Source organism: Georgenia yuyongxinii (assembly GCF_006352065.1).
GTDB classification, from domain to species: Bacteria; Actinomycetota; Actinomycetes; order Actinomycetales; family Actinomycetaceae; genus Georgenia; species Georgenia yuyongxinii.
Genome location: NZ_CP040915.1, coordinates 1,683,322 through 1,706,898 on the forward strand (window position 1 = coordinate 1,683,322; position 23,577 = coordinate 1,706,898).

19 protein-coding genes are annotated in these 23,577 nt (G+C 72.0%); 11 read left to right on the forward strand and 8 right to left on the reverse strand.

Going from position 1 to position 23,577, the window contains the following annotated elements; translation table 11 throughout:
* Positions 1-16 precede the first annotated feature (16 nt).
* The 4 genes from FE374_RS07665 to FE374_RS07680 form a co-directional block, all read right to left on the reverse strand.
* The gene (locus tag FE374_RS07665) at positions 17-1,015 is read right to left on the reverse strand and encodes a bile acid:sodium symporter family protein (RefSeq protein ID WP_139927960.1); all 999 of its coding nucleotides are present in this window, start codon (positions 1,013-1,015) and stop codon (positions 17-19) included.
* A 2-nt stretch (positions 1,016-1,017) separates the two neighbouring features.
* Positions 1,018-1,305: a YciI family protein gene (locus FE374_RS07670; protein ID WP_139927961.1), complete on the reverse strand. Its 288-nt coding sequence runs from the start codon at positions 1,303-1,305 to the stop codon at positions 1,018-1,020.
* Between the two features lie 151 nt (positions 1,306-1,456).
* The gene (locus tag FE374_RS07675) at positions 1,457-2,137 is read right to left on the reverse strand and encodes an MBL fold metallo-hydrolase (RefSeq protein ID WP_139927962.1); all 681 of its coding nucleotides are present in this window, start codon (positions 2,135-2,137) and stop codon (positions 1,457-1,459) included.
* Entirely contained in the window at positions 2,134-3,990 is a 1,857-nt protein-coding gene (locus tag FE374_RS07680; protein WP_330998443.1) for a glycoside hydrolase family 15 protein, read from the reverse strand. Before FE374_RS07680 ends, FE374_RS07675 begins: the two co-directional genes overlap by 4 nt.
* 308 nt (positions 3,991-4,298) lie before the next feature.
* Between FE374_RS07680 and uvrA the strand changes: the two genes are divergently transcribed.
* The 11 genes from uvrA to FE374_RS07735 all read left to right on the forward strand — a co-directional run bounded on the left by uvrA (position 4,299) and on the right by FE374_RS07735 (position 18,004).
* Positions 4,299-7,160 (forward strand): excinuclease ABC subunit UvrA, encoded by a 2,862-nt coding sequence (gene uvrA / locus FE374_RS07685; RefSeq protein WP_139927963.1) that lies wholly within the window; start codon positions 4,299-4,301, stop codon positions 7,158-7,160.
* 194 nt (positions 7,161-7,354) lie between these two features.
* On the forward strand, positions 7,355-7,858 hold the full coding sequence (locus FE374_RS07690; RefSeq protein WP_139927964.1) for an OsmC family protein: 504 nt from the start codon (positions 7,355-7,357) through the stop codon (positions 7,856-7,858).
* Positions 7,859-8,398: 540 nt separating this feature from the next.
* Positions 8,399-10,651 (forward strand): excinuclease ABC subunit UvrC, encoded by a 2,253-nt coding sequence (gene uvrC / locus FE374_RS07695; protein WP_139927965.1) that lies wholly within the window; start codon positions 8,399-8,401, stop codon positions 10,649-10,651.
* Positions 10,652-10,655: 4 nt separating this feature from the next.
* Positions 10,656-11,603, forward strand: coding sequence for an RNase adapter RapZ (gene rapZ / locus FE374_RS07700; RefSeq protein WP_139927966.1), 948 nt, complete (start codon positions 10,656-10,658; stop codon positions 11,601-11,603).
* Positions 11,600-12,721, forward strand: a complete 1,122-nt coding sequence (locus FE374_RS07705) for a gluconeogenesis factor YvcK family protein (RefSeq protein ID WP_139927967.1) — start codon at positions 11,600-11,602, stop codon at positions 12,719-12,721. The genes rapZ and FE374_RS07705 overlap by 4 nt, the downstream gene beginning before the upstream one ends.
* A 17-nt stretch (positions 12,722-12,738) precedes the next feature.
* Positions 12,739-13,719, forward strand: coding sequence for a DNA-binding protein WhiA (gene whiA / locus FE374_RS07710; RefSeq protein ID WP_139927968.1), 981 nt, complete (start codon positions 12,739-12,741; stop codon positions 13,717-13,719).
* 259 nt (positions 13,720-13,978) lie between these two features.
* A complete protein-coding gene (gap, locus tag FE374_RS07715) occupies positions 13,979-14,983 on the forward strand; it encodes a type I glyceraldehyde-3-phosphate dehydrogenase (protein ID WP_139927969.1) in 1,005 nt (334 codons plus the stop codon).
* 123 nt (positions 14,984-15,106) lie between these two features.
* Complete coding sequence (locus tag FE374_RS07720) at positions 15,107-16,297, forward strand: phosphoglycerate kinase (protein WP_139927970.1); 1,191 nt, start codon at positions 15,107-15,109, stop codon at positions 16,295-16,297.
* Positions 16,298-17,086: a triose-phosphate isomerase gene (gene tpiA, locus FE374_RS07725; protein ID WP_139927971.1), complete on the forward strand. Its 789-nt coding sequence runs from the start codon at positions 16,298-16,300 to the stop codon at positions 17,084-17,086.
* A gap of 314 nt (positions 17,087-17,400) precedes the next feature.
* Positions 17,401-17,646, forward strand: coding sequence for a preprotein translocase subunit SecG (secG, locus tag FE374_RS07730; protein WP_139931451.1), 246 nt, complete (start codon positions 17,401-17,403; stop codon positions 17,644-17,646).
* 10 nt (positions 17,647-17,656) lie between these two features.
* Positions 17,657-18,004, forward strand: a complete 348-nt coding sequence (locus FE374_RS07735) for an RNA polymerase-binding protein RbpA (RefSeq protein ID WP_139927972.1) — start codon at positions 17,657-17,659, stop codon at positions 18,002-18,004.
* A gap of 171 nt (positions 18,005-18,175) precedes the next feature.
* On the opposite strand, the gene FE374_RS07740 is transcribed toward FE374_RS07735, so the two are convergent.
* The 4 genes from FE374_RS07740 to tal all read right to left on the reverse strand — a co-directional run bounded on the left by FE374_RS07740 (position 18,176) and on the right by tal (position 23,566).
* Entirely contained in the window at positions 18,176-19,102 is a 927-nt protein-coding gene (locus FE374_RS07740; protein ID WP_139927973.1) for a glucose-6-phosphate dehydrogenase assembly protein OpcA, read from the reverse strand.
* Positions 19,103-19,218: 116 nt separating this feature from the next.
* Positions 19,219-20,757 (reverse strand): glucose-6-phosphate dehydrogenase, encoded by a 1,539-nt coding sequence (zwf, locus tag FE374_RS07745; protein WP_139927974.1) that lies wholly within the window; start codon positions 20,755-20,757, stop codon positions 19,219-19,221.
* A complete protein-coding gene (locus tag FE374_RS07750; protein WP_139927975.1) occupies positions 20,754-22,439 on the reverse strand; it encodes a glucose-6-phosphate isomerase in 1,686 nt (561 codons plus the stop codon). Before FE374_RS07750 ends, zwf begins: the two co-directional genes overlap by 4 nt.
* Positions 22,436-23,566, reverse strand: coding sequence for a transaldolase (tal, locus tag FE374_RS07755; protein ID WP_139927976.1), 1,131 nt, complete (start codon positions 23,564-23,566; stop codon positions 22,436-22,438). The genes FE374_RS07750 and tal overlap by 4 nt, the downstream gene beginning before the upstream one ends.
* Positions 23,567-23,577: the final 11 nt, after the last annotated feature.

Below are 23,577 nucleotides of genomic sequence, written 5' to 3' on the forward strand. Positions count from 1 at the left end.
CCGCTTCTTGAACACATCATCGCGGGGGCCGAGCAGGGGTGTCAAGGGAGCCTGAGGCGTGACGGGTCGCCGCGAGCCGCCGCGCGAGCACCGCGCACACCATCAGCTGCAGCTGGTGGAACACGATCACCGGCACGGCCACCGCGGCCGCGGCCGCCCCCGGGAACAGCACGGCCGCCATGGGCAGCCCGGTGGCGAGGGACTTCTTCGACCCGCACATGAGCAGGGCGATCCGGTCGGGCACGTCGAGCCCGAGCACCCGACCGCCCTCCCAGGTGGCGGCGAGCACCACGGTGAGGAGCACCGCGCACAGCGCCAGTAGTGCCACCAGCATCTGCCAGGACACCGCCGCCCACACCCCGGCCGCGGTGGCCGCGGTGACGGCGGCGAGGACCACGAGCAGGATCGTGCCGCGGTCCACGGCCAGAGTGAACGACCGGTGCGCCCGGACCCGGGTGCCCACGAAGGGCTGCACGAGCTGGCCGACGACGAACGGCAGCAGCAGCTGCAGGAGCACCTCGCGCAGCCCGCCGAGGCCCACCGACCCGCTCCGGCCCATGAGCGCGAGCACCAGCAGCGGCGTCAGGACCATGCCGAGCACGTTCGAGACCGTCGCCGCGCAGATCGCCCCGGCCACGTTGCCCCGCGCGACGGACGTGAAGGCCACCGAGGACTGCACGGTGGAGGGCAGCAGCGTCAGGTACAGCACCCCCGCCGCCAGGGCCGTGCCGAGCGCCGGGCCGGTGACGGCGTGCAGTGCCAACCCCAGCAGCGGATACAGGGCGTACGTGGCGAGCAGGATCCCGCCCTGCAGCCGGACGTTGCGGAGCCCGCCGAGCACCTCCCGCGTGGACAGCCGCGCGCCGTAGAGAAGAAACAGGACGACGACGGCGACGTCCGCGGCGACGGCCACGCCGGCACGCGCCGCGGCGGGCAGTGGCACCACGAGGCCCACCACCATTGTGGCCGCGAGGGCCAGGAGGAACGGGTCGACCCACGCGCGCAGGGCGCGCACAGTCAGGAGAGCTGGCCGATGACCGGCTGCCAGGCGCGCGCGGTCCGCCGCACGATCAGGTGCGCCCGGTGGAACGGGTCGGCGTCCAGGGTCTTGAGGACCTCGTCGTGGTTCGTCGCGTGCACCAGCAGCAAGGCGCCGGGGGCCGCAGCGTCGAGCCAGGGCCCGTAGGCCACGAGCACACCCGCCTCGTGCAGCCCGGTCAGGAACGCCCGGTGCTGCGGGCGCAAAGTCTCGGTGTCCTGAGTACGGGCGATGTCGTAGGCGTACTCGACGGCGAAGAGCGTCATGGGGTCAGCGTACCGAGAACCGGACCCGCTCCCACCCGGCTGCCCACCCGGCTGCCCGCGCGGCTGCCCGCGCAGGGAGGCCGTGCCTCACCCGCCGCACCGCTCGCCGACGCGCGCGCCGGTGCGCCGCGCTACCCGCCTGCACGCCGCGCTACCAACCCCGCGCCCACCACTCGGCCAGGTGCGGCCGCTCGCGGCCGAGGGTGGTGTCGTCGCCGTGGCCGGGGTAGACCCGGGTGTCGTCGGCGAACCGGTCGAACACCCGGCGCTCGAGGTCGGTCATCAGCGACCGGAAGTCCGCGGGCGACCGGGTCCGCCCGGGCCCGCCCGGGAAGAGCGAGTCGCCGGTGAACAGGTGCACCCGGCCGGGGGAGGGACCGTCGTCGGGCTCGGTCAGGGCGAGCGCCACCGAGCCGGGGGTGTGCCCGCGCAGCGCGACGACCTCGAGGGTGAGCGTCCCGACGGCGACGCGGTCGCCGTCGGCCAGGGTGCGGTCGACCGGCGCGGGCAGGGCGGCGGCGTCCGCGGCGCCGGCGAGCGCGAGCGCCCCGGTGGCGGCGAGCACGTCCGGCAGGGCGCGGTGGTGGTCCCAGTGCTGGTGGGTGGTGACGACGGCGTCGAGCCGGCCGGTGCCCTCGGCGACCAGGGCCAGGAGCCGGGGGCTGTCGAAGGCGGCGTCGACGAGCAGCTGGGCGCCGTCGGCGGCGGTGACGAGGTAGGCGTTGTTGTCCTCGGGGGAGACGCTGGCCTTGCGCACGCTGACCGCGCCCAGCCGGTGCACGGTGCTCGGGCCGCCGTGCGCGACGTGGGCGCCGGGGAGGGGGTCGGTCATGGTCGGGCGGGCTCCTTCTCGGCGACGCCCGGAGCGGCGACGTCGTCCCGGGTGCGGGTGCCGCGCTCGGACGGCGCTACCTCGTCGGTGGGGGCCGCGGCGCCCACGGGCGCCGCGGCGGCGCGGGCCGCGTCGAGGGCGTGCGCGGCGCGGACCAGGGTCAGGTGCGAGAAGGCCTGCGGGAAGTTCCCGGTGAACCGGTCGCCGACCGGGTCGTACTCCTCGGCCAGCAGCCCGACGTCGTTGATAACGGCGCACAGCTGCTCCATGTGGTGATGGGCGGTCGCGACGTCGCCGGTGCGGGCGAGGGCGTCGACGAGCCAGAAGCAGCACGCCAGGAATGGGTGCTCGTCCCCGGCGAGCCCGTCCACCCCGGTGCTGGTCAGGTACCGGCGCACCCACGGGCCGTCGGCGAGCTCCTGGCGGATGCGGGCGATGGTGCCGTGCAGGCGTGGGTCGTCCGGTGGCAGGAAACCCACTTGGACCATCTGGAGCAGGGACGCGTCGGTGTGCTTGGCGCCGTAGTACTGCACGAACGAACCCAGCTCGTCGTCCCAGCCGTGGGCCAGCACGTCGGCGTGGACCTGCGCGCGGGCCTCACGCCACTTCTCCACCGGCCCGCTGCAGCCGTAGTCCTCCACCGCCCGCACCGCGCAGTCCAGCGCCGCCCAGCACATGACCTTGGAGTGGGTGAAGTGCCGCAGCGGGCCCCGGATCTCCCAGATCCCGTGGTCCGGCTCGGTCCAGCGCGCCAGCAGGCTGTCCACGAGGTGGCGCTGCAGGGCCCACCCGTCGTCGTCGGCGCGCAGCCCGGCCCGGCGGGCGAGGTCGAGGGCCAGCATGACCTCGCCGAGCACGTCGTTCTGGTGCTGGTCCACCGCGGCGTTGCCCACCCGCACGGGCCGGGACCCGGCGTATCCGGGGAGGTGGGCCAGCTCCCGCTCGGGCAGCTCCCGCGAGCCGTCGAGGCGGTACATGATCTGCAGGTGCTCGGGCTCACCGGCCGCGGCGCGCAGCAGCCACTGGCGCCACGTCTCGCCCTCGCCGCGGAAGCCCAGCTCGAGCAGCGCCTCGAGGGTGAGGGCGGCGTCCCGCAGCCAGGAGAAGCGGTAGTCCCAGTTCCGTTCGCCGCCGATCTCCTCGGGCAGCGATGTGGTCGCGGCGGCGGCGATGCCGCCGGTCGGATCCTGGGTCAGCAGGCGCAGCACGAGCAGCGAGCGGCGCACCTGGTCGTCGAACTCGCCGTCGTACGTGCTCGTGCGTGCCCAGCCCGCCCAGATCTGCTCCGTGCGTACCAGCTCGTCGTCCACGTCCGGCAGCCGCGGCACGGGCTCCCAGGAGTGGTTCCAGGTGAGCACCAGGTCGTGCGCCTCACCGGCGGTGATGTCGAAGTGGTCGAGGTGGCGGCCGTTGTCGGCGCGGGGCAGCCGGTCACCGTGCATGGTGAGGGCGTCCGGGCCGGCGACGGCGCGGATCACCGTGCGGCCGTCAGGGTCTTTCTCCCGGTGTACCCAGGGCCGTGTCTTGCCGTAGCCGAAGCGGACCACGAACTCGTGGACGAACGTCACGGTCCCCGACACGCCCTCGATGCGGCGGATGATGTCCGATCGCTCGTCCCGCAACGGCATCGCCTCGATCACCCGGGCCTGGCCGGTGGGCGTCGTGTACGTCGTCTCCAGCACCCAGCTGTCCCCGAGGTAGCGCCGCTCGACCTGCACCTCGCCGTCGTCCTCGCTGACCGCCGTGAGCAGCCACCGCCCGTTCTCAGGGGTGCCGAGAAGGGCGGCGAAGCACGCCTCGGAGTCCAGCCAGGGCAGGCAGAGCCAGTCGATCGAGCCCCGCCGGGAGACCACGGCGACCGACCGTCCCCGAGCACCGCGTACTCCTCGATCGGCGTGGTGCCGGCCCCGTCGGTCGTCGCGACGTCGTGTGACCTCATCTGCGTCATCCTCCCACCACACGTACGCTGGCCGCCGTCCGGGGGATGTCTGGCTCGCCGAAGAGGCGCTCTGCTAGGGCTGGGGCGACGGCCCCACGCGCTCACGGGACGCCGCCTACGTGCAGCGTTGGACGCCGCGCCGCTCAACGTGCGGTGGTGACATCCGCCACGAGCGATCGAACAGATGTGCGGCGTGTCGGTGGGGCCGCATATCATCACCGGGTGAGCGACCAGCTTCTTGTGCGCGGCGCGCGCGAACACAACCTCCGCAACGTCAGCATCGACCTTCCCCGGGACCAGCTCATCGTCTTCACGGGGCTGTCCGGATCGGGGAAGTCGTCCCTGGCGTTCGACACCATCTTCGCGGAGGGGCAGCGCCGCTACGTCGAGTCGCTGAGCTCGTACGCCCGGCAGTTCCTCGGCCAGATGGACAAGCCCGACGTCGACTTCATCGAGGGCCTGTCCCCGGCGGTCTCCATCGACCAGAAGTCCACGAGCCGCAACCCGCGCTCGACGGTCGGCACCATCACCGAGGTGCACGACTACCTGCGCCTGCTCTTCGCGCGCGCCGGCACCCAGTACTGCCCGGTGTGCGGGGAGCGGGTGACGGCCCAGACGCCCCAGCAGATCGTCGACCGGTTGCGCGAGATGCCCGAGGGCACCAGGTTCCAGGTGCTCGCCCCGATGATCCGCGGACGCAAGGGCGAGTACGCCGAGCTCTTCCGAGACCTGCAGTCCCAGGGGTTCGCCCGCGCCCGGGTCGACGGGGAGGTCGTGCCGCTGGCCGACCCGCCCAAGCTCGAGAAGAAGATCAAGCACGACATCGATGTCGTCGTCGACCGCCTGGTGGTGCGGGAGAACGTGCGGCAGCGGCTGACCGACTCCGTGGAGACCGCCCTGCGCCTCGCCGAGGGCCTGGTGGTCGCCGAGCTGGTCGACCTCCCCGCCGACGACCCCGACCGGGAGCGGCGCTTCTCCGAGAAGCGTGCCTGCCCCAACGACCACCCGCTGACGCTCGAGGAGATCGAGCCGCGGACCTTCTCGTTCAACGCCCCGTACGGCGCCTGCCCGGATTGCACCGGCCTCGGCTCCCGCCTCGAGATCGACCCCGAGCTCGTCGTGCCGGACGAGGAGCTCAGCCTCGCCGATGGCGCGATCGCGCCCTGGGCGGCGCAGAGCGAGTACTTCCTGCGCCAGCTCCGTGCCCTGGGTGAGCAGCTCGACTTCTCCGTGGATGTGCCCTGGCGCCAGCTGCCGCAGCGGGCGAAGCAGGCGGTCCTGCACGGCAACGACTACGAGGTGAAGGTCCGGTACCGGAACCGCTGGGGACGAGAGCGTGCGTACACCTCAGGCTTCGAGGGCGCCATCGACTTCATCAAGCGCAAGCACACCGAGACCGAGTCCGAGTGGTCGCGCGAGCGGTACGAGGGGTACATGCGCGAGATCGCGTGCCCCACCTGCAAGGGCGCCCGGCTCAAGCCCGAAGTGCTGGCCGTGCGGTTGGGCGAGCTCAGCATCGCCGAGCTCAGCGACCTGTCGATCTCCGAGGCGAAGACCTACCTCGACGGCCTCCGGCTCGGCGTGCGCGAGGCGGCCATCGCCGGTCAGGTGCTCAAGGAGATCCACGCGCGCCTGCAGTTCCTTCTCGACGTCGGCCTGAACTACCTCTCCCTGTCCCGGGCGGCGGCCACGCTGTCCGGCGGGGAGGCGCAGCGCATCCGGCTGGCCACCCAGATCGGGTCCGGTCTGGTCGGCGTGCTGTACGTCCTCGACGAGCCGAGCATCGGCCTGCACCAACGCGACAACCATCGCCTCATCGACACCCTGACGCGGCTGCGCAACTTGGGCAACACCCTCATCGTGGTCGAGCACGACGAGGACACCATCAAGGCCGCGGACTGGATCGTCGACATCGGCCCCGGTGCCGGCGAGCACGGCGGCAAGGTCATCCACTCCGGCGACCTCGCTGGACTTCTCGCCACCGAGGAGTCCGTCACCGGGGCCTATCTGTCCGGGCGGCGGGCCATCCCGACACCGGCGAAGCGGCGCAAGATCGACAAGAAGAACCAGATCACCGTCGTCGGGGCGCGCGAGAACAACCTCAAGAACGTGACCGCGTCGTTCCCCATCGGCACCTTCGTGGCCGTGTCCGGTGTGTCGGGCTCGGGGAAGTCGACTCTGGTGAACTCGATCCTCTATCGCGTCCTCGCGGCGGAGCTCAACCGCGCCCGGTCCGTGCCGGGCCGGCACACCCGGGTGACCGGGCTGGACGGACTGGACAAGGTCGTCCATGTCGACCAGTCGCCCATCGGCCGCACCCCTCGGTCCAACGCCGCCACCTACACCGGTGTGTGGGACCACGTCCGCAAGCTCTTCGCCGAGACGACCGAGTCCAAGGTCCGCGGCTACGGGCCGGGCCGGTTCTCGTTCAACGTCAAGGGCGGGCGTTGCGAGGCATGCAAGGGCGACGGCACCATCAAGATCGAGATGAACTTCCTCCCGGACGTCTATGTCCCCTGCGAGGTGTGCCACGGGGCGCGGTACAACCGCGAGACCCTCGAGGTCCACTTCAAGGGCAAGACCGTCGCCGAGGTCCTCGACATGCCTATCGCCGAGGCGGTTGAGTTCTTCGGCGCGGTCCAGAAGATCACCCGGTACCTGCAGACGCTCGTCGACGTCGGGCTCGGCTACGTGCGCCTGGGCCAGTCGGCTACGACCCTGTCCGGCGGCGAGGCGCAGCGCGTCAAGCTCGCCGCGGAGCTGCAGCGACGCTCGAGCGGGCGGACGGTCTACGTGCTCGACGAGCCGACCACCGGGCTGCATTTCGAGGACATCCGCAAGCTGCTCATGGTCCTGCAGGGTTTGGTGGACAAGGGCAACACCGTCATCGTGATCGAGCACAACCTCGACGTCATCAAGAACGCCGACTGGGTGATCGACATGGGGCCCGAGGGTGGCTCTGGCGGCGGCACGGTGGTGGCCACCGGCACACCTGAGCACGTGGCGCAGGTGCCGGAGTCGTACACCGGGCAGTTCCTGGCCGAGGTGCTGGCCGGGCGCCGCGCGCCGGTGGCGGTCGGCTGAGGCCACAGCCCCAACCTCCGCGAGATGTCATCTTCTCCGCGAGTCATCTCCTCGGTGAGACGTGGTCTTCTCCGCGGGACGTCAACCAGATCTCGCGGAGACGGTGACATCTCGCCGCTCGGGCGACTGGCACGGGAGGGGTCACCGTCGCGAATGCCTCGCCCACCCCTCGGCGTGCGGCTAGCGTGGCTGCCATGGGAGCGCTCCAGACGTACAACGTCACCGTCGACTGGACCGGCGCCGACGAGCGCGGGACCGCGAGCTATACGAGCTACTCCCGCGACCACGAGGTGCGGGTGGAGGGCAAACCCACGCTGCTGGCGACCTCCGACCTCAAGGTCCGCACCGACGTGAGCCGATACCGCGCCGAGGAGCTCTTTGTCGGCGCCATCTCCCAGGCCCAGATGCTCTGGTTCCTGCGCACGGCCGCCAAGCACGACGTCGTGGTGCTCGGGTACGCGGACAAGGCCACCGGTACCCAACGCGTCGAGGGCGCCGGCTCCGGCCCCTTCGTGGAGGTCGTGCTCCGCCCGCGCGTGACCTACGCCGATCCGGGCGTCAGCGCCGAGCTCGCCGCCCGCCTGCATCACGAGGCCCGGGAGCACAACCACATCGCCCGGTCGGTCCACTTTCCGGTGCGGGTCGAGCCCGCTGTGGTGGCGCCCCAGGCTGAGCGAGCCGCGGTCCCCGCCGAGTAGCCCTGCGTCGAGCGCGCCGCGGTCCCCGCCGAGTAGACCTGCGTCGAGCGCGCCGCGGTCCCCGCCGAGTAGACCTGCGTCGAGCGCGCGCGGATCCTGCGCGGAGCGTGCGTGATGGCGGCTGAGACGAAATGGCGAAATTGGCTGGTACGGCGACCACTTTGACCATGTCGTTGGTCGGTACCGGCGGACCGAGACGGTGATGTCCTGTGAGGCTGCGGACCAGCACGGAGTCAGCTTCGTACCGCTGGCTTGCCGCTATCCGTGCATGCTCGGAGGCGCAGCGCCGGAACGGACAGGGAAGCGCCGACTGTGACGCTGTAGCTGTGTCGCGGGGATGTGAGTCAGCACCAACGTCGCACCAGGGGTCGCGTCAGCGGCACTCAGGTCGGGTGTGACATGTGTGAGGTGTGGCGGGCCGATGGGAGGCCCGCACCGTCGCGGCCGCAGTAGCCAGGACAAGTCCAAGCCCCCGGCGCCGACCGTGACGCCGTCGCGCCCCGGCAGACCGCCGTCGGCCCTGACGTAGGCTTGCCGATCATGGCCGACCCGTCCACGTACCGCCCGCGGCCGGGTGAGGTGCCCGACTCCCCGGGCGTCTACCGGTTCCGCGACCCCCACGGCCGCGTCATCTACGTCGGCAAGGCGAAGAGTCTTCGCAGCCGGCTCGGGAGCTACTTCCAGGACCTGTCCGCGCTGCACCCCCGCACCCAGCAGATGGTCACCACCGCCGCGTCGGTGGAATGGACCGTGGTGAGCACCGAGGTCGAGTCCCTGACGCTGGAGTACGCCTGGATCAAGGAGTTCGACCCGCGGTTCAACGTCAAGTACCGCGACGACAAGTCCTACCCCTTCCTCGCCGTCACGATGGGCGAGGAGGTGCCCCGCGTGCAGGTGATGCGCGGCGCCAAGCGGAAGGGCACCCGGTACTTCGGGCCCTACACCCACGCCTGGGCGATCCGCGAGACGGTCGACCTCCTGCTGCGCGTCTTCCCGGTGCGGACCTGCTCCGCGGGCGTCTACAAGCGCGCGCAGGCGTCCGGCCGGCCGTGCCTGCTCGGGTACATCGACAAGTGCTCCGCGCCGTGCGTGGGCCGCATCTCCACCGACGACCACCGTGCACTCGCCGAGGAGTTCTGCCGGTTCATGGAGGGCGAGACCGGCCCCCACCTGCGGCGCCTGGAGAAGGACATGCGCGCGGCGGCCGGGGTGCAGGACTACGAGCGCGCCGCCCGGCTGCGCGACGACGTCGGCGCCCTTCGCCGGGTGGTGGAGAAGAACGCGGTCGTCCTGTCGGACGGCACGGACGCGGACATCTTCGCCCTGGCAGGGGACGAGCTCGAGGCCAGCGTGCAGGTCTTCCACGTGCGCGGAGGGCGCATCCGCGGCCAGCGCGGCTGGGTAGTGGAACGGGTCGAGGAGCTCGACGACGCAGGTCTCGTCGAGCACCTGCTCCAGCAGGTCTACGGCGACGCCGAGCGTGAGCCCATGGCCCCGAGGGACACCCGGAGCGTGGGCAAGGCCCGCGCCCGCGCCGCCGACGGCCAGGCCACCAGCGTGGACGACCGCCCGCACACGCCCACCACCGCCGTCCCGCGCGAGATCCTGGTGCCGGTCCTGCCCACCGACGTCGAGGGCATGACCACGTGGCTCAGCGGGCTGCGCGAGGGCCGGGTGAGCATCCGGGTGCCGCTGCGCGGCGACAAGAAGACCCTCGCCCAGACCGTCCACACCAACGCCGAGCAGGCCCTGGCGCTGCACAAGGCCCGCCGGGCCGGCGACCTCACCTCCCGGTCCAAGTCCCTCACCGAGCTGCAGGAGGCCCTCGAGCTCGTCGAGCCGCCGCTGCGCATCGAGTGCTACGACATCTCCCACACCCAGGGCACCCACCAGGTGGGGTCCATGGTGGTCTTCGAGGACGGGCTGCCCAAGAAGTCCGAGTACCGGCGCTTCGTGATCCGTGGCGAGAACGGCGAGGGCGCCCGGGACGACACCGCGGCCATGGACGAGGTGCTCCGCCGCCGGTTCAAGCGCTACCTCGCCGAGCGCGAGGCCCTCGAGGCCGGCCCGGACGCGGCGGCCGCCGCCACGGACCCGGTCGCGGCGGCCCTGGAGGGCGAGGACCCCAACCGTGGCCCGGACCTGGATGCGCTCGACGAGGACGGCGTGCCCCTGCGGTCCGGTCCGGTCGACCCCGCCACCGGCCGGGCACGGAAGTTTGCGTACCCGCCCAACCTCGTCGTCGTCGACGGCGGCCCGCCGCAGGTGGCCGCCGCCCAGCGGGTGCTCGACGACCTCGGCATCGACGACGTCGCCCTCGTGGGCCTGGCCAAGCGGCTGGAGGAGGTGTGGGTGCCCGGCGACGACTTCCCGGTCGTGCTCCCGCGCACCAGCCCGGCGCTGTACCTGCTCCAGCACCTGCGCGACGAGTCGCACCGCTTCGCGATCACCCACCACCGCTCCCGCCGCGCCAAGGCCATGACCCGCTCCGTGCTCGACGACGTCCCCGGGCTCGGTCCGGCCCGGCAGGCGGCGCTGCTCAAGACGTTCGGGTCCGTGAAGAACGTCCGTGCCGCGAGCGTCGCCGAGATCGCCGCCGTGAAGGGTTTCGGGCCCCGGACGGCCCGGGCCGTCCTGGCCGCGCTGGGTGGGGACGTCCAGGCGCCGGACGGCGAGAGCTCCGAGGCCGCCATGCACGACGGCGCCGGCTCCGCCGTCGTGCCTCCCGATGCCCCCACCCCGTCCGGCGAATCGGACGAAGCCCGCACCGGAAACGCGCACCTGGCATCCTGAGGGCATGACTGCAGGCAGCGACGAGACCAGGCCGCCGACCGTCCCCGAGGGCATCCCGATGCTCGACGACGCCGCGCGCCTGCCGGAGGCCGAGCCGCCCGAGCTGCTCATCCTCACGGGCATGTCCGGCGCGGGCCGCTCCCGCACGGCTGCGGCCCTGGAGGACCTCGACTGGTACGTCGTGGACAACCTGCCGCCGCGCATGCTCGGCGCGCTCGCCCGCATGATGACCCCCACCGGCGGGGGCGTGCACCGGCTCGCGGCCGTGGTCGACGTGCGCAGTGGCGAGTTCTTCGCCGAGCTCGTCGCCGTCCTGGACGAGCTTCGGCTGCAGGGCACCGACTACCGCATCGTGTTCCTGGACGCCACCGATGAGACGCTCGTGCGCCGGTACGAGTCGGTGCGCCGCCCGCACCCGCTGCAGGGCGACGGCCGGCTGCTCGACGGCATCACGGCCGAGCGGCGGCTGCTCACCCACCTGCGGCGCCGCGCCGACGTCCTCATCGACACCACCGACCTGTCGGTGCACGACCTTGCCCGCAAGGTCCGCGAGGTCGTGGCGGGGGAGTCGGCGAGGCCGCTGCGGCTGAGCGTGGTGTCCTTCGGGTTCAAGTACGGCCTGCCGCTGGACGCCGACCACGTCGTCGACGTCCGCTTCCTGACGAACCCGTACTGGGTCACCGAGCTGCGCCACCTCACCGGGCAGGACGAGGCGGTGCGCCAGTACGTGCTCGGGCAGGACGGCGCCAGCGCGTTCGCCGACCGCTACGTCGACGCGATCGCCCCCGTGCTGGACGGGTACATCAACGAGCTCAAACCCTTCGTCACCATCGCGGTGGGCTGCACCGGCGGCAAGCACCGCTCCGTCGCCATGGCCGAGGCCATCTCGGCCCGCTTGCGCGAGCGGGGCCAGTCCGTGCGCACCCTGCACCGTGACCTGGGGCGCGAATGACCCCTCAGCCGTCCCCGGAGCGGACCGGGGCCACCGAACCCCTGCCCGACCGGCCGCCCGACCCCGTCCTGCCGGGGCGGCCGCCCGACCCCGTCCTGCCGGGGGTCCTGCCCGGCCGGCCGCCCGACCGCGGGGTGCTTCAACCCGGCGTGCGGGGACCCGCCGTCGTCGCCCTCGGCGGCGGCCACGGGCTCTCCGCCACCCTCGGCGCTCTGCGGCACCTCACCCAGAACCTCACCGCGATCGTCACGGTCGCGGACGACGGCGGATCCTCCGGCCGGCTGCGCGAGGAGCTCGGCGTACTGCCTCCCGGGGACCTGCGCATGGCGCTGTCGGCCCTGTGCGACGACGGCGAGTGGGGCCTGACGTGGCGCGACGTGCTCCAGCACCGCTTCACGTCCGACGGCCCGCTGAACAACCACGCGGTCGGCAACCTGCTGATCGTGGCGCTGTGGGAGCTGCTCGGCAGCGAGGTCGCCGGCCTGGACTGGGTGGGCCGGCTCCTCGGCGTGCGCGGGCGGGTCCTGCCGATGGCCGCCGTCCCGCTGGAGATCGAGGCCCGCGTGGCCGACGGCGAGGGCACCCGCACCGTCCGTGGCCAGTCGCTCGTGGCCGTGACCCACGGCGTCGAGCACGTGCGGATCCTCCCGGAGGACCCGCCGGCGTGCCCCGAGGCCGTGGCCGCGGTGCGGGCCGCCGACTGGGTCGTGCTCGGACCCGGCTCCTGGTACACCTCCGTCCTGCCGCACCTGATGGTGCCTGCGCTGGCGACGGCCCTGCACGAGACGAAGGCGCGCCGCGCCCTGACCCTGAACCTCTCCGCGCAGGTGGGGGAGACCGAGGGCATGACCGCCGCCGACCACGTCCGCTCGTTGCACGAGCACGCCCCGGACCTGCGGCTCGACGTGGTGGTGGCCGACCCCGCCGCGGTGGAGGACCTCGACGCCCTGTCCGCCGCCGTCCGTGACTGCGGGGCCAGCCTGCTGCTGCGGCAGGTGGGCGTGGGCGACGGCACCGCACACCACGACACCCTGCGTCTTGCCGCGGCATTCCGCGACGCGTTCGCGGGTGTGCTGGGGGACGTCGGCACGGGCGAGGCGGGAACCACTCCCCGATGAGTGCGAAGATGGCCGGCATGTCGTTGACCTCTGCCGTGAAGGATGAGCTCGCCCGGTTGCGTGTGGACAAGGTTTCCGCCCGCAAGGCGGAGGTGGCCGCCACGCTGCGCTTCGCCGGTGGGCTGCACATCATCTCGGGCCGCATCGTGGTCGAGGCCGAGCTCGACACGGGCATCGCGGCCCGCCGCCTGCGCCAGACCATGCAGGAGGTCTACGGGCACTCCAGCGACATCATCGTGGTCTCCGGTGGCGGACTGCGCCGCGGCAACCGCTACGTGGTGCGGGTGGTCCGCGACGGTGAGTCCCTCGCCCGGCAGACCGGCCTGCTGGACAACCGCGGCCGCCCCGTGCGCGGGCTGCCGCCGCAGGTGGTGTCCGCCGGCGTCGCCGAGGCGACGGCGGCCTGGCGCGGGGCGTTCCTCGCGCACGGCTCGCTGACCGAGCCGGGCCGGTCGAGCTCGCTCGAGGTCACCTGCCCGGGCCCCGAGGCCGCCCTCGCGCTGGTCGGCGCCGCTCGCCGGATGAGCATCGCTTCGAAGGCTCGCGAGGTGCGCGGCATCGACCGGGTGGTCATCCGCGACGGCGACGCGATCTCCGCGATGCTCACCCGGATGGGCGCCCACGACGCCGTCCTGGTGTGGGAGGAGCGGCGGATGCGCCGTGAGGTGCGCGGCACCGCCAACCGGCTGGCCAACTTCGACGACGCGAACCTGCGCCGCTCCGCCCGCGCGGCGGTCGCCGCCGGCACGCGCGTGGAGCGGGCCTTCGAGATCCTCGGCGAGGACGTCCCCGAGCACCTCGTCCAGGCCGGCCGGCTGCGCCTGGAGCACAAGCAGGCGAGCCTGGAGGAGCTCGGGCAGCTCTCCAGCCCGCCGTTGACCAAGGACGCCGTCGCCGGCCGCATCCGCCGTCTGCTCGCCATGGCGGACAAGCGCGCCCGCGAGCTCGGCATCGCGGACACCGAGGCGGCACTGACCCCGGACATGCTCGACCTCTGAGCAGGCCGAGGGTGCGCCGTCGCGCTCGACGGGGCCGAGGGTGCGCCGCGCGCTCCGGCCTGTGAGTGGCCTCACAGCGGGTGCCCGGACCATGGTCCCCAGGTGTTTTGTCCGCTCATTGGTTAGACTTTGAGTGCTGGCGACGAAGCCCCACGGGCGCGCGCCGCTCGTCGGGCAGCCTCAGCCAGGAGCACCATTGCGGTGCTGATCGAATCCGGACAATGCGTGCGCCCGTCCCGGCGCACTCCAGGAGGACATAGTGACCATCCGCGTCGGCATCAACGGCTTCGGCCGCATCGGCCGTAACTTCACCCGCGCCGTGCTCGAGTCGGGCGCTGACATCGAGATCGTTGGCGTCAACGACCTGACCGACAACAAGACGCTCGCCCACCTGCTGAAGTACGACTCCGTGTTCGGCGTCCTCAAGGAGAACGTGTCCTTCACCGAGGACTCCATCACCGTGGGCAAGCAGACGTTCAAGGCGCTGGAGGAGAAGGACCCGGCCAAGCTGCCGTGGGGCGAGCTCGGCGCGGACATCGTCATCGAGTCCACCGGCCGCTTCACGGACGCGACCAAGGCGAAGGCCCACATCGACGCCGGTGCCAAGAAGGTCATCATCTCCGCGCCCGGCACGAACGAGGACGCCACGTTCGTCATCGGTGTCAACCACACCGACTACGACCCGGCGAACCACCACGTCATCTCGAACGCCTCCTGCACCACCAACTGCCTGGCCCCGATGGCCAAGGTGCTCGACGAGCAGTTCGGGATCGTCCGCGGCCTCATGACCACGATCCACGCCTACACCGCCGACCAGAACCTCCAGGACGGCCCCCACAAGGACCTGCGCCGCGCCCGCGCCGCGAACCTGAGCATCATCCCGACCTCCACCGGCGCGGCCAAGGCCGTCTCCCTCGTGCTCCCGCAGCTCAAGGGCAAGCTGGACGGCTACGCGCTGCGTGTGCCGACCCCCACCGGCTCGGCGACCGACCTCACCTTCACCGCCGGCCGCGAGGTCACGGTCGAGGAGGTCAACAACGCGATCAAGAAGGCCGCCGAGAACGAGATGAAGGGGGTCCTGGAGTACACGGAGGACCCGATCGTCTCCAGCGACATCGTCGGCAACCCGCACACGAGCATCTTCGACGCGGGCCTGACCAAGGTCATCGGCGACCAGGTGAAGGTCGTCTCCTGGTACGACAACGAGTACGGCTACTCCAGCTCGCTGGTGAAGCTGGTCGAGTACGTCGGCGAGCGTCTCTGATCGCAGTCGCACCCCAGCAGTGACGGACGTCCGCGTGCGCAGCACCTGCTCGCGCACGCGGACGTCCGCGCGTCCGGGCCCAGGTGGCCCGGGCGCGCCCACGACGACGTAAAGGAGAAGCTCGTGAAGACCATCGAGGACCTCGGCGACCTGCGCGGCAAGCGCGTGCTCGTCCGCTCCGACTTCAACGTCCCGCTCGACGGGACCACCATCACCGACGACGGCCGCATCCGCGCCGCGCTGCCCACCCTGCAGGCGCTGACCGGCGCGGGCGCCAAGGTCGTCGTCACCGCACACCTCGGCCGTCCCAAGGGCGCTCCCGACCCCAAGTACTCCCTCGCCCCGGTCGCCGACCGCCTCGGTGAGCTCCTCGGTGCCGCCGTCGTCCTGGCCAAGGACACCGTCGGCGAGGACGCCAAGGCCGTCGTCGCCGCCCTGGCCGACGGCGAGGTCGCGCTGCTGGAGAACATCCGCTTCGACGCCCGCGAGACGTCCAAGGACGACGCCGAGCGCGCGGCCCTCGCCGACGAGCTCGCGGCCCTGGCCGACGCCTACGTCTCCGACGGGTTCGGCGTGGTTCACCGCAAGCAGGCCTCCGTCTACGACGTCGCCAAGAAGCTCCCGCACGCCGCCGGCAAGCTGGTCTTCAAGGAGATCGACTCCCTGAGCAAGGCCACCGAGAACCCCCAGCGGCCCTACGTCGTCGTCCTGGGCGGCTCGAAGGTCTCCGACAAGCTCGGCGTCATCGCCAACCTGCTGGGCAAGGCCGACCGCCTGCTCATCGGCGGCGGCATGGTCTTCACGTTCCTGGCCGCCAAGGGCTACCAGGTGGGCAGCTCGCTGCTCGAGAAGGACCAGATCGACACGGTCAAGGGCTACCTGACCGAGGCCGAGGCCAAGGGCGTCGAGATCGTCCTGCCCACGGACATCGTCGTCGCGCCGGAGTTCAAGGCCGACGCGCCCGCCACCACCGTGGCCGCCGACGCCATCCCGGCCGACCAGATGGGCCTGGACATCGGCCCCGAGTCCGGGCAGCTGTTCGCCACGAAGATCGCCGACGCGAAGACCGTGGTGTGGAACGGGCCCATGGGTGTGTTCGAGTTCGACGCCTTCGCGGCCGGCACCAAGGCCGTGGCGCAGGCGATGAGCGAGGCCGACGGCTTCACCATCGTCGGCGGCGGCGACTCCGCCGCGGCCGTGCGCACGCTCGGCTTCGACGAGTCCACCTTCTCCCACATCTCCACGGGCGGCGGCGCGTCCCTGGAGTACCTGGAGGGCAAGACCCTCCCCGGCATCGCCGTCCTGGAGGACTGAATGACCACTCGCACCCCGCTGATGGCGGGCAACTGGAAGATGAACCTCGACCACCACGAGGCCATCGCACTGGTCCAGAAGCTCGCCTGGACGCTCAAGGACGCCAAGCACGACTTCGGCGCCGTCGAGGTGGTGGTGGTCCCGCCGTTCACGGACCTCCGCTCCGTGCAGACCCTGGTCGACGGCGACAAGCTGGACGTCCGCTACGGCGCCCAGGACATCTCCGCGCACGCCTCGGGCGCCTACACCGGTGAGATCTCCGCGGCGATGCTGGCCAAGCTCGGCGTGAGCTACGCGGTCGTCGGCCACTCCGAGCGGCGCCAGTTCCACGCCGAGGACGACGCGCTCGTGGGCGCCAAGGCCAAGGCCGCGCTGGGCGCCGGCATCACGCCGATCATCTGCGTCGGCGAGGGGCTCGACGTCCGCAAGGCCGGCGACCAGGTGTCCTACACCCTCGCCCAGGTCGACGGCGCGTACGACGGGATCTCCGCGGAGGACGCCGCGAAGACGGTCATCGCCTACGAGCCCGTGTGGGCCATCGGCACCGGTGAGGTCGCCACGCCTGAGGACGCGCAGGAGGTGTGCGGCGCGATCCGCGGCCGTCTGGCCGAGCTGTACTCCGCCGACGTCGCCGACGCCGTGCGGGTGCTGTACGGCGGCTCGGTGAAGTCCTCCAACGTGGCATCGATCATGGCCCAGGAGGACGTCGACGGCGCCCTCGTGGGCGGTGCGAGCCTGAAGGCCGAGGAGTTCGCGGCGATCGCGCGCTTCCGCGACCACCAGGTCTGACCCACACGCGTACGGCCGCCGAGATGTCATCTTCTCCGTGAGATGTCATCTCCTGCTAGAGCGGTCACGACGACGACGGGCCAGGACGCCGCGCGGCAAGCCTTTCGCCGCGCGGCGTCCGCGTGTTGGGGCGCCGTCGTATAACAGCGCTGCGACCACGGCCCGCCTGAGTTGCCGTGCCCGATGGGGCCATGCTCACCCTGCGTGTGCCGACGCGCCCGTCGCGGCGCCCCGAACGGACCGAAGCATCGCTTATCCTTGACGCGGCGCCCCAGCGCGCCGGTAACGACACGACGACGAACGGATACTGCCCCGTGGATGCACTGCGGATCATCCTGCAGGTGCTGCTGGTACTGACCAGCGTGTTCCTGATCCTGACCATCCTCATGCACAAGGGCAAGGGCGGCGGCGTCTCTGACATGTTCGGAGGTGGCTTCTCGAGCAGCGTGGGGTCATCCGGCGTGGCGGAGCGCAACCTCAACCGGATCACGATCGGCATCTCGCTGGTCTGGATCACGTGCATCGTGCTCATCGGGCTTATCCAGAAGTTCGAGCTGTAGGGAGACTGACGTGGCTGGTGGAAGTGCGATCCGCGGCTCGCGTGTCGGCGCAGGACCGATGGGAGAGGCCGAGCGGGGCGAGGCAGCCCCTCGGGTCTGGGTGTCCTACTGGTGCTCACAGGGCCACGAGGTGCGGCCGAGCTTCGCCAAGGAGCCCGACATCGTCATCCCGGCGACATGGGACTGCCCGCGGTGCGGCCTGCCCGCTGGGCAGGACAAGGAGAACCCTCCGATGCCGCAGAAGACGGAGCCGTACAAGACCCACCTGGCTTACGTGAAGGAGCGACGCTCCGACGAGGACGGCGCCGCACTTCTCGACGAGGCCCTGGCCGCCCTGCGCGAGCGTCGCGGGGGCTGATCGGCGGCGGGAGCCGACCGTGGGAGAGTGCGGGGCGCTCCGCGGCACACACAGGCGGATAGAAAACGAGAAGGCCGGGCGGCGATGACGCTGCCCGGCCTTTCGCGTGCCCTGCATGTTGTAGGCCCGGCCTCTGTGTGCCCGCCCCTTGTCCGGGGCCGGGCCGTCGAGTCAGTCCATCTCCACCAGCCGCAGCCCCTCGGTGAGCACCTCGCCGTAGGTGATGTCCGGGTCGAGCCGGCGCAGCTCCTCCATGAGGGAGTTCTCGAGCTCACGCTGGGGCAGGTTCACCGGCTGGTCGGGTCGGCCGGGCCGGGAGAGCAGCGCCACGGTGGACCCCTGTGCCCGGGTCAGACTGATCGGTCCCGACTCCCGCTCGAGGATGACGCCGCTGATCGCGTCGTGCCCGTCCGCGACCATGGTGACCGGCACCTGCAGCCGCAGCGCCAGCCAGCCGGCCAGCAGCGCGATCGACGGGTGCGAGGACGAGCCGGAGACCGTGACCGCGGTGACGGGCTCGTACGGTGGCTCGTCTAGCGAGGCGGCCAGGACCGTGCGCCACATCGTCAGGCCGGCCCAGGCCAGGTCGGTGTCTCCGGGGGAGTAGTTCTCCCGGAGCGTGGCCAGGACCGCGCCGGGGTCGGCGCAGTGGATGCTGTTGGTGATCCGGCGGTGCGCCATCTGACCGATCGGGTCCTTCGACGGCGCCTCCGGCGGGGTGTTGGCCCACCAGGTCACGATCGGGGCGTCGGGCAGCAGCAGCGGCATGATCAGCGTGTCGGGCCGGGAGCCGGCACCGCCGTACGGGCGCAGGACCACCACCTCGGACGCGCCGGCGTGCGCACCGACGCGGATCTGCGCGTTGAGCCCGGCCCGGCCGCCGCCGTCGGCGTCGGGCAGCACCGCCAGCACGCGGGCCGGGTGCTCGTGCGAAGCCACGTTGGAGACGCGGATGGCCTGCTCCGCGGAGCGCTCGTCGTCGGCGAGGATCACCAGGGTGAGCACCCGCCCGAGGGCGACGGCGCCGCCCTCCTCGCGCAGCGAGACAAGCCGGCTGCCCACGGCAGCTGACGTGGTGTCGTTCAGCGTGACGATCATCGGTTTCCTTCGGACGGACGGCCGGGGGAGTGGCTCACAGTGCGGCGAGATGTCATCTTCTCCGTGAGATGTACATCTCACGGAGAAGATGACATCTCGCGGGCGAAGGGGTGGGGTCAGGGACGGCGCCAGGCGCGCCCATCGAGGGCGAGCATGTCGTGCGAGCCGGGCGGCCCCCACGAGCCGGGCATGTATGTCTCCGGCTGCCCGCTGCGCGCCCAGGCCTCCATGACCGGGTCGAGGATCTGCCAGGACAGCTCGACCTCCTTCTGGCGCGGGAACAGCGGCGGGTCACCGAGGAGCACGTCGAGGATGAGCCGCTCGTACGCCTCGGGAGAGTTCTCCGTGAACGCGTGGCCGTAACCGAAGTCCATCGTGACGTCGCGGACCTCCATCGCGGTGCCCGGCACCTTCGCACCGAACCGGATGGTCACGCCCTCGTCCGGCTGCACCCGGATCACCAGGGCGTTCTGCCCGAGCTCCTGGGTGTCGGTGAGGTCGAACGGCAGGTGCGGGGCCCGCTTGAAGACGACGGCGATCTCGGTCACCCGGCGGCCCAGACGCTTGCCGGCGCGCAGGTAGAACGGCACACCCGCCCAGCGGCGGGTGTCCACGTCCAGGCGCATCGCGGCGTACGTCTCGGTGTTGGAGTCGGCCGGGATGCCGTCCTCCCCGAGGTAGCCGCGCACCTGCACCCCGCCCTGCCACCCGGCGGCGTACTGCCCGCGGGCGGTGTGCAGCGAGAGGTCCTCGGGCAGGGTGACGGCGGCGAGGATCTTCTCCTTCTCCGCACGCAGCGCGTCGGAGTCGAAGGAGACGGGCTCCTCCATCGCGGTGAGTGCGAGGAGCTGGAGCAGGTGGTTCTGGATGACGTCCCGCGCCGCGCCGATACCGTCGTAGTAGCCGGCCCGGGTGCCGATGCCGATGTCCTCGGCCATCGTGATCTGCACGTGGTCCACGTAGTGCGCGTTCCACACGGGCTCGAAGAACTGGTTGGCGAACCGCAGCGCCAGGATGTTCTGGACGGTCTCCTTGCCCAGGTAGTGGTCGATGCGGAACACCGAGTCGGGCGGGAAGACCTCCGAGACCACCCGGTCCAGCTCCTGCGCCGAGGCGAGGTCGTGGCCGAACGGCTTCTCGATGACCACCCGCCGCCAGCCCTCCGCGCGACGTCCGGACAGGCCGGACCGGGCGAGCTGGCGCAGCACCACGGGGAAGGCGTCCGGCGGCACGGAGAGGTAGAACGCGTGGTTGCCGCCGGTGCCGCGCTGCTCGTCGAGCGTCTGGACCGTCTCGGCGAGCCGGTCGAAGGCGTCGTCGTCGCCGAACTCGCCCTGGACGAACCGGAACCCGGAGACCAGCTGGTCCCAGGTCCGCTCGTTGAACGGCGTGCGAGCGTGCTCCCGGACGGCGTCGTGCACGACCTCCGCGAACTCCGCGGTGCTCCACTTCCGCCGGCCGAACCCGGTCAGCGCGAACGAGGGCGGCAGCAGGCCGCGGTTGGCCAGGTCGTAGATGGCGGGCATGAGCTTGCGCTTGGCCAGGTCGCCGGTGATCCCGAAGATCACCAGTCCCGCGGGCCCGGCGATGCGCGGCAGGCGCCGGTCCCGCCGGTCCCGCAGGGGGTTCGCCGCCGTGGTGGGCGCACTGCTCATGCGAGGCGACCTCCGAGGACACCGGCGAGCCAGGCGAGGGCGTCGGAGGAGGTGACGTGCAGGCGCAGCACGGGCCGCCCCAGCTCGGCGAGCACCCGGGCATCTCCGGCCGCCTGGGCGGCGATGAGGGTGGCGAAGTCGAAGTCCCGGCCCGGGATCTGCACCAGGTGCTTGGCGGCCCCGGTGATCTGCAGGAACACCCCGACGGCGGGGCCGCCCTTGTGGAGCTGCCCGGTCGAGTGCAGGAACCGTGGGCCCCAGCCGAAGGTCACCGGCCGGCCGGTGCGGGCGGCCAGGGCCGCGCGGACCCCGCCGAGCGCCTCGGCCGGCCGGCCCTCGCGGTCGAGGTAGGCCATGACGGCGAGGTAGCCGTTCTCGGGCAGGGTGGCGAGGAGGTTGTCCACCGCCTCCGTGACGGAGGTGGCGCCGCGCAGGAGGTCCGCGGGGCCGCGGACCTCGACGCCGGAGTCGGCGAACGCAGCAGGCTCTGGGGCCGGGGTCTCCTCGAGCAGCCCGCGGGTGGCCGCCTTGGCGGATTCCACGTTGGGCTGGTCGAACGGGTCGATGCCCATGAGCCGGCCGGCGACGGCGACCGCGTACTCCCACAGCAGGAGGGTGCCGCCGAGCGTGCCGGAGACGGTGACCTCGACGGCGGCGCTCTCGCCGTCGTCGTCGGCGTCCTCGGGCTCGTCGGTCAGCGGGGTGAGCAGCACGGGCAGGACGTCCGCGGCGACGGGCTCCGTGAGCTCGGGGGCGTCGGCGCCGGCGACCACCGGCAGCAGCCCGGTGCCGTTCTTGCCGGTGGACTCCGCAACCAGCTGCTCGGCCCAGTCGCCGAAGTGGAACAGTCCGGAGCCGGCGTCGCGGATGACGATCTTGTCCCGCAGTGGCTTGGTGCCGCCCAACGCCGCGCCGAGCACCAGGGCCGGGTTGGCCTCGGAGTCCTCGGCGAAGAACGGGGCGACGGCGGCGGCGTCGTCGAGCAGCTGCTCGACGTCCACGCCGGCGAGCGCGGCCGGGACCAGCCCGAACGCCGTCAGCGCGGAGAACCGGCCTCCGACCTCGGGGTCGGCCGCGAACACGGCCCGGTACCCGGCGTCCTTCGCGACAGTCTCCAGGGGCGAGCCGGGGTCGGTGACGACGACGATGTGCCGGGCGGCGTCGAGGCCGGCTGCGGTGAACGCGGCCTCGAAGGTGCGGCGCTGGGAGTCGGTCTCGACCGTGCCGCCCGACTTCGAGGAGACCACCAGGACGGTGGCCGTCAGGTCACCCTCGAGGGCCCGGTGCACCTGCCCGGGGTCCGTGGAGTCCAGGACCACGAGCTGGGCGCCGGCGGTGCCGGCGAGGACCTCGGGCGCGAGGGAGGAACCGCCCATCCCGGCGAGGACCACCCGGTCGATGCCCTCGGCGGCGAGCTCGTCCCGCAGTGCCTTGAGCGGGGCGAGCAGCGGGCGGGAGGTCTCGTGCAGCGCGGTCCAGCCGAGCCGGATCGCGGCCTCGGCCTCGGCGGCCTCGCCCCACAAGGTGGCGTCCCGCGCGGCAAGGCGGCTGGCCACCTTGTCCGCGACGAGGGTCGGGACGTGGGTCTGGACCGCGTGCGCGGCGTCACCCGTGGCGCTGACCTCGATGAGGGCGCCGTCCTCCGGGCCCGCCCAGGCCACCGTGCCGGCCGGGGCGCTCATCGGGCCACCCCGGCCCGCGCGAGGGCGGCGGTGACTGTGTCGGCGAGCTCCGCCCAGCTCTTCTCGAACTTGACCACGGCCTCCTCCTCCAGGGTGTCGGTGACGTCGGTGTAGGAGACGCCGAGGCGTTCGAGCTGGTCGAGCAGCCGACGGGACTCCTCGTAGGTGCCGTGGACGGTGTCGCCGCGCAGGTTCGCGTGGTCGGCCACCGCGCGCATGGTCTTCTCGGGCATGGTGTTGACGACGCCGTCCACGACCAGCTCGTCGACGTACATGGTGTCCGGGTAGGCCGGGTCCTTCACACCGGTGGAGGCCCACAGCGGACGCTGCACATGGGCGCCGGCCGCGGCCAGCTCCTCCCAGCGCGGCGTGGAGAAGATCTCCTCGAAGGCCTGGAAGGCCAGCCGGGCGTTGGCGATGCCCGCCTTGCCCTTCAGGTCTTTCGCCTCGTCGGTGCCGATCGCGTCGAGCCGCTTGTCGATCTCGGTGTCCACCCGCGACACGAAGAAGGAGGCCACCGAACGGATGCCGCTCAGGTCGATCCCGGCGCGCTGGGCGAGCTCGAGCCCGTCGAGGTAGGCGTTGGCGACGGCGCGGTAGCGGTCCAGGGAGAAGATCAGCGTCACGTTGATGCTGATGCCCTCGCTGATCGCCTTGGTGATGGCGGGCAGCCCCTCCTTGGTGGCGGGGATCTTCACGAAGATGTTCGGCCGGTCGACGGTGGACCACAGCAGGCGGGCCTGCTCGATGGTCTTGTCGGTGTCCTTGGAGAGGCGTGGGTCGACCTCGATGGACACGCGCCCGTCCTGGCCGCCTGTCCGGTGGTAGACGTCGGCGAACAGGTCTGCCGCGTCCCGGACGTCGTCCGTGGTCGTCGCGATGACGGCGTCGTCCACGCCGCTGCCGGCGGCGGCGAGCATGCCCATCTGCTCGTCGTAGTCGTGGGCCTTGGCCAGGGCGCCGGCGAAGATCGTCGGGTTGGTGGTCACGCCCACCACGTGCTTGGTCCCGACCAGGTCGGCGAGGAACCCGTCGCGCAGGTGCCCGCGGGAGAGGTCGTCGAGCCAGATCGACACGCCGTGCCCGCTGAGCTCTGCGAGCCGGTCGGTTGCGGTGTTCTCGGTCATTGCTGCTCCAG

Bases quoted from the DNA above. Each gene is read 5' to 3' on its own strand.
- tpiA (WP_139927971.1), top strand. From the start codon at position 16,298: ATGACCACTCGCACCCCGCTGATGGCGGGCAACTGGAAGATGAACCTC.
- whiA (WP_139927968.1), top strand. From the start codon at position 12,739: ATGTCGTTGACCTCTGCCGTGAAGGATGAGCTCGCCCGGTTGCGTGTG.
- rapZ (WP_139927966.1), top strand. From the start codon at position 10,656: ATGACTGCAGGCAGCGACGAGACCAGGCCGCCGACCGTCCCCGAGGGC.
- FE374_RS07690 (WP_139927964.1), top strand. From the start codon at position 7,355: ATGGGAGCGCTCCAGACGTACAACGTCACCGTCGACTGGACCGGCGCC.
- tal (WP_139927976.1), bottom strand. From the start codon at position 23,566: ATGACCGAGAACACCGCAACCGACCGGCTCGCAGAGCTCAGCGGGCAC.
- FE374_RS07675 (WP_139927962.1), bottom strand. From the start codon at position 2,137: ATGACCGACCCCCTCCCCGGCGCCCACGTCGCGCACGGCGGCCCGAGC.
- FE374_RS07740 (WP_139927973.1), bottom strand. From the start codon at position 19,102: ATGATCGTCACGCTGAACGACACCACGTCAGCTGCCGTGGGCAGCCGG.
- FE374_RS07750 (WP_139927975.1), bottom strand. From the start codon at position 22,439: ATGAGCGCCCCGGCCGGCACGGTGGCCTGGGCGGGCCCGGAGGACGGC.
- FE374_RS07705 (WP_139927967.1), top strand. From the start codon at position 11,600: ATGACCCCTCAGCCGTCCCCGGAGCGGACCGGGGCCACCGAACCCCTG.
- zwf (WP_139927974.1), bottom strand. From the start codon at position 20,757: ATGAGCAGTGCGCCCACCACGGCGGCGAACCCCCTGCGGGACCGGCGG.
- uvrC (WP_139927965.1), top strand. From the start codon at position 8,399: ATGGCCGACCCGTCCACGTACCGCCCGCGGCCGGGTGAGGTGCCCGAC.
- FE374_RS07670 (WP_139927961.1), bottom strand. From the start codon at position 1,305: ATGACGCTCTTCGCCGTCGAGTACGCCTACGACATCGCCCGTACTCAG.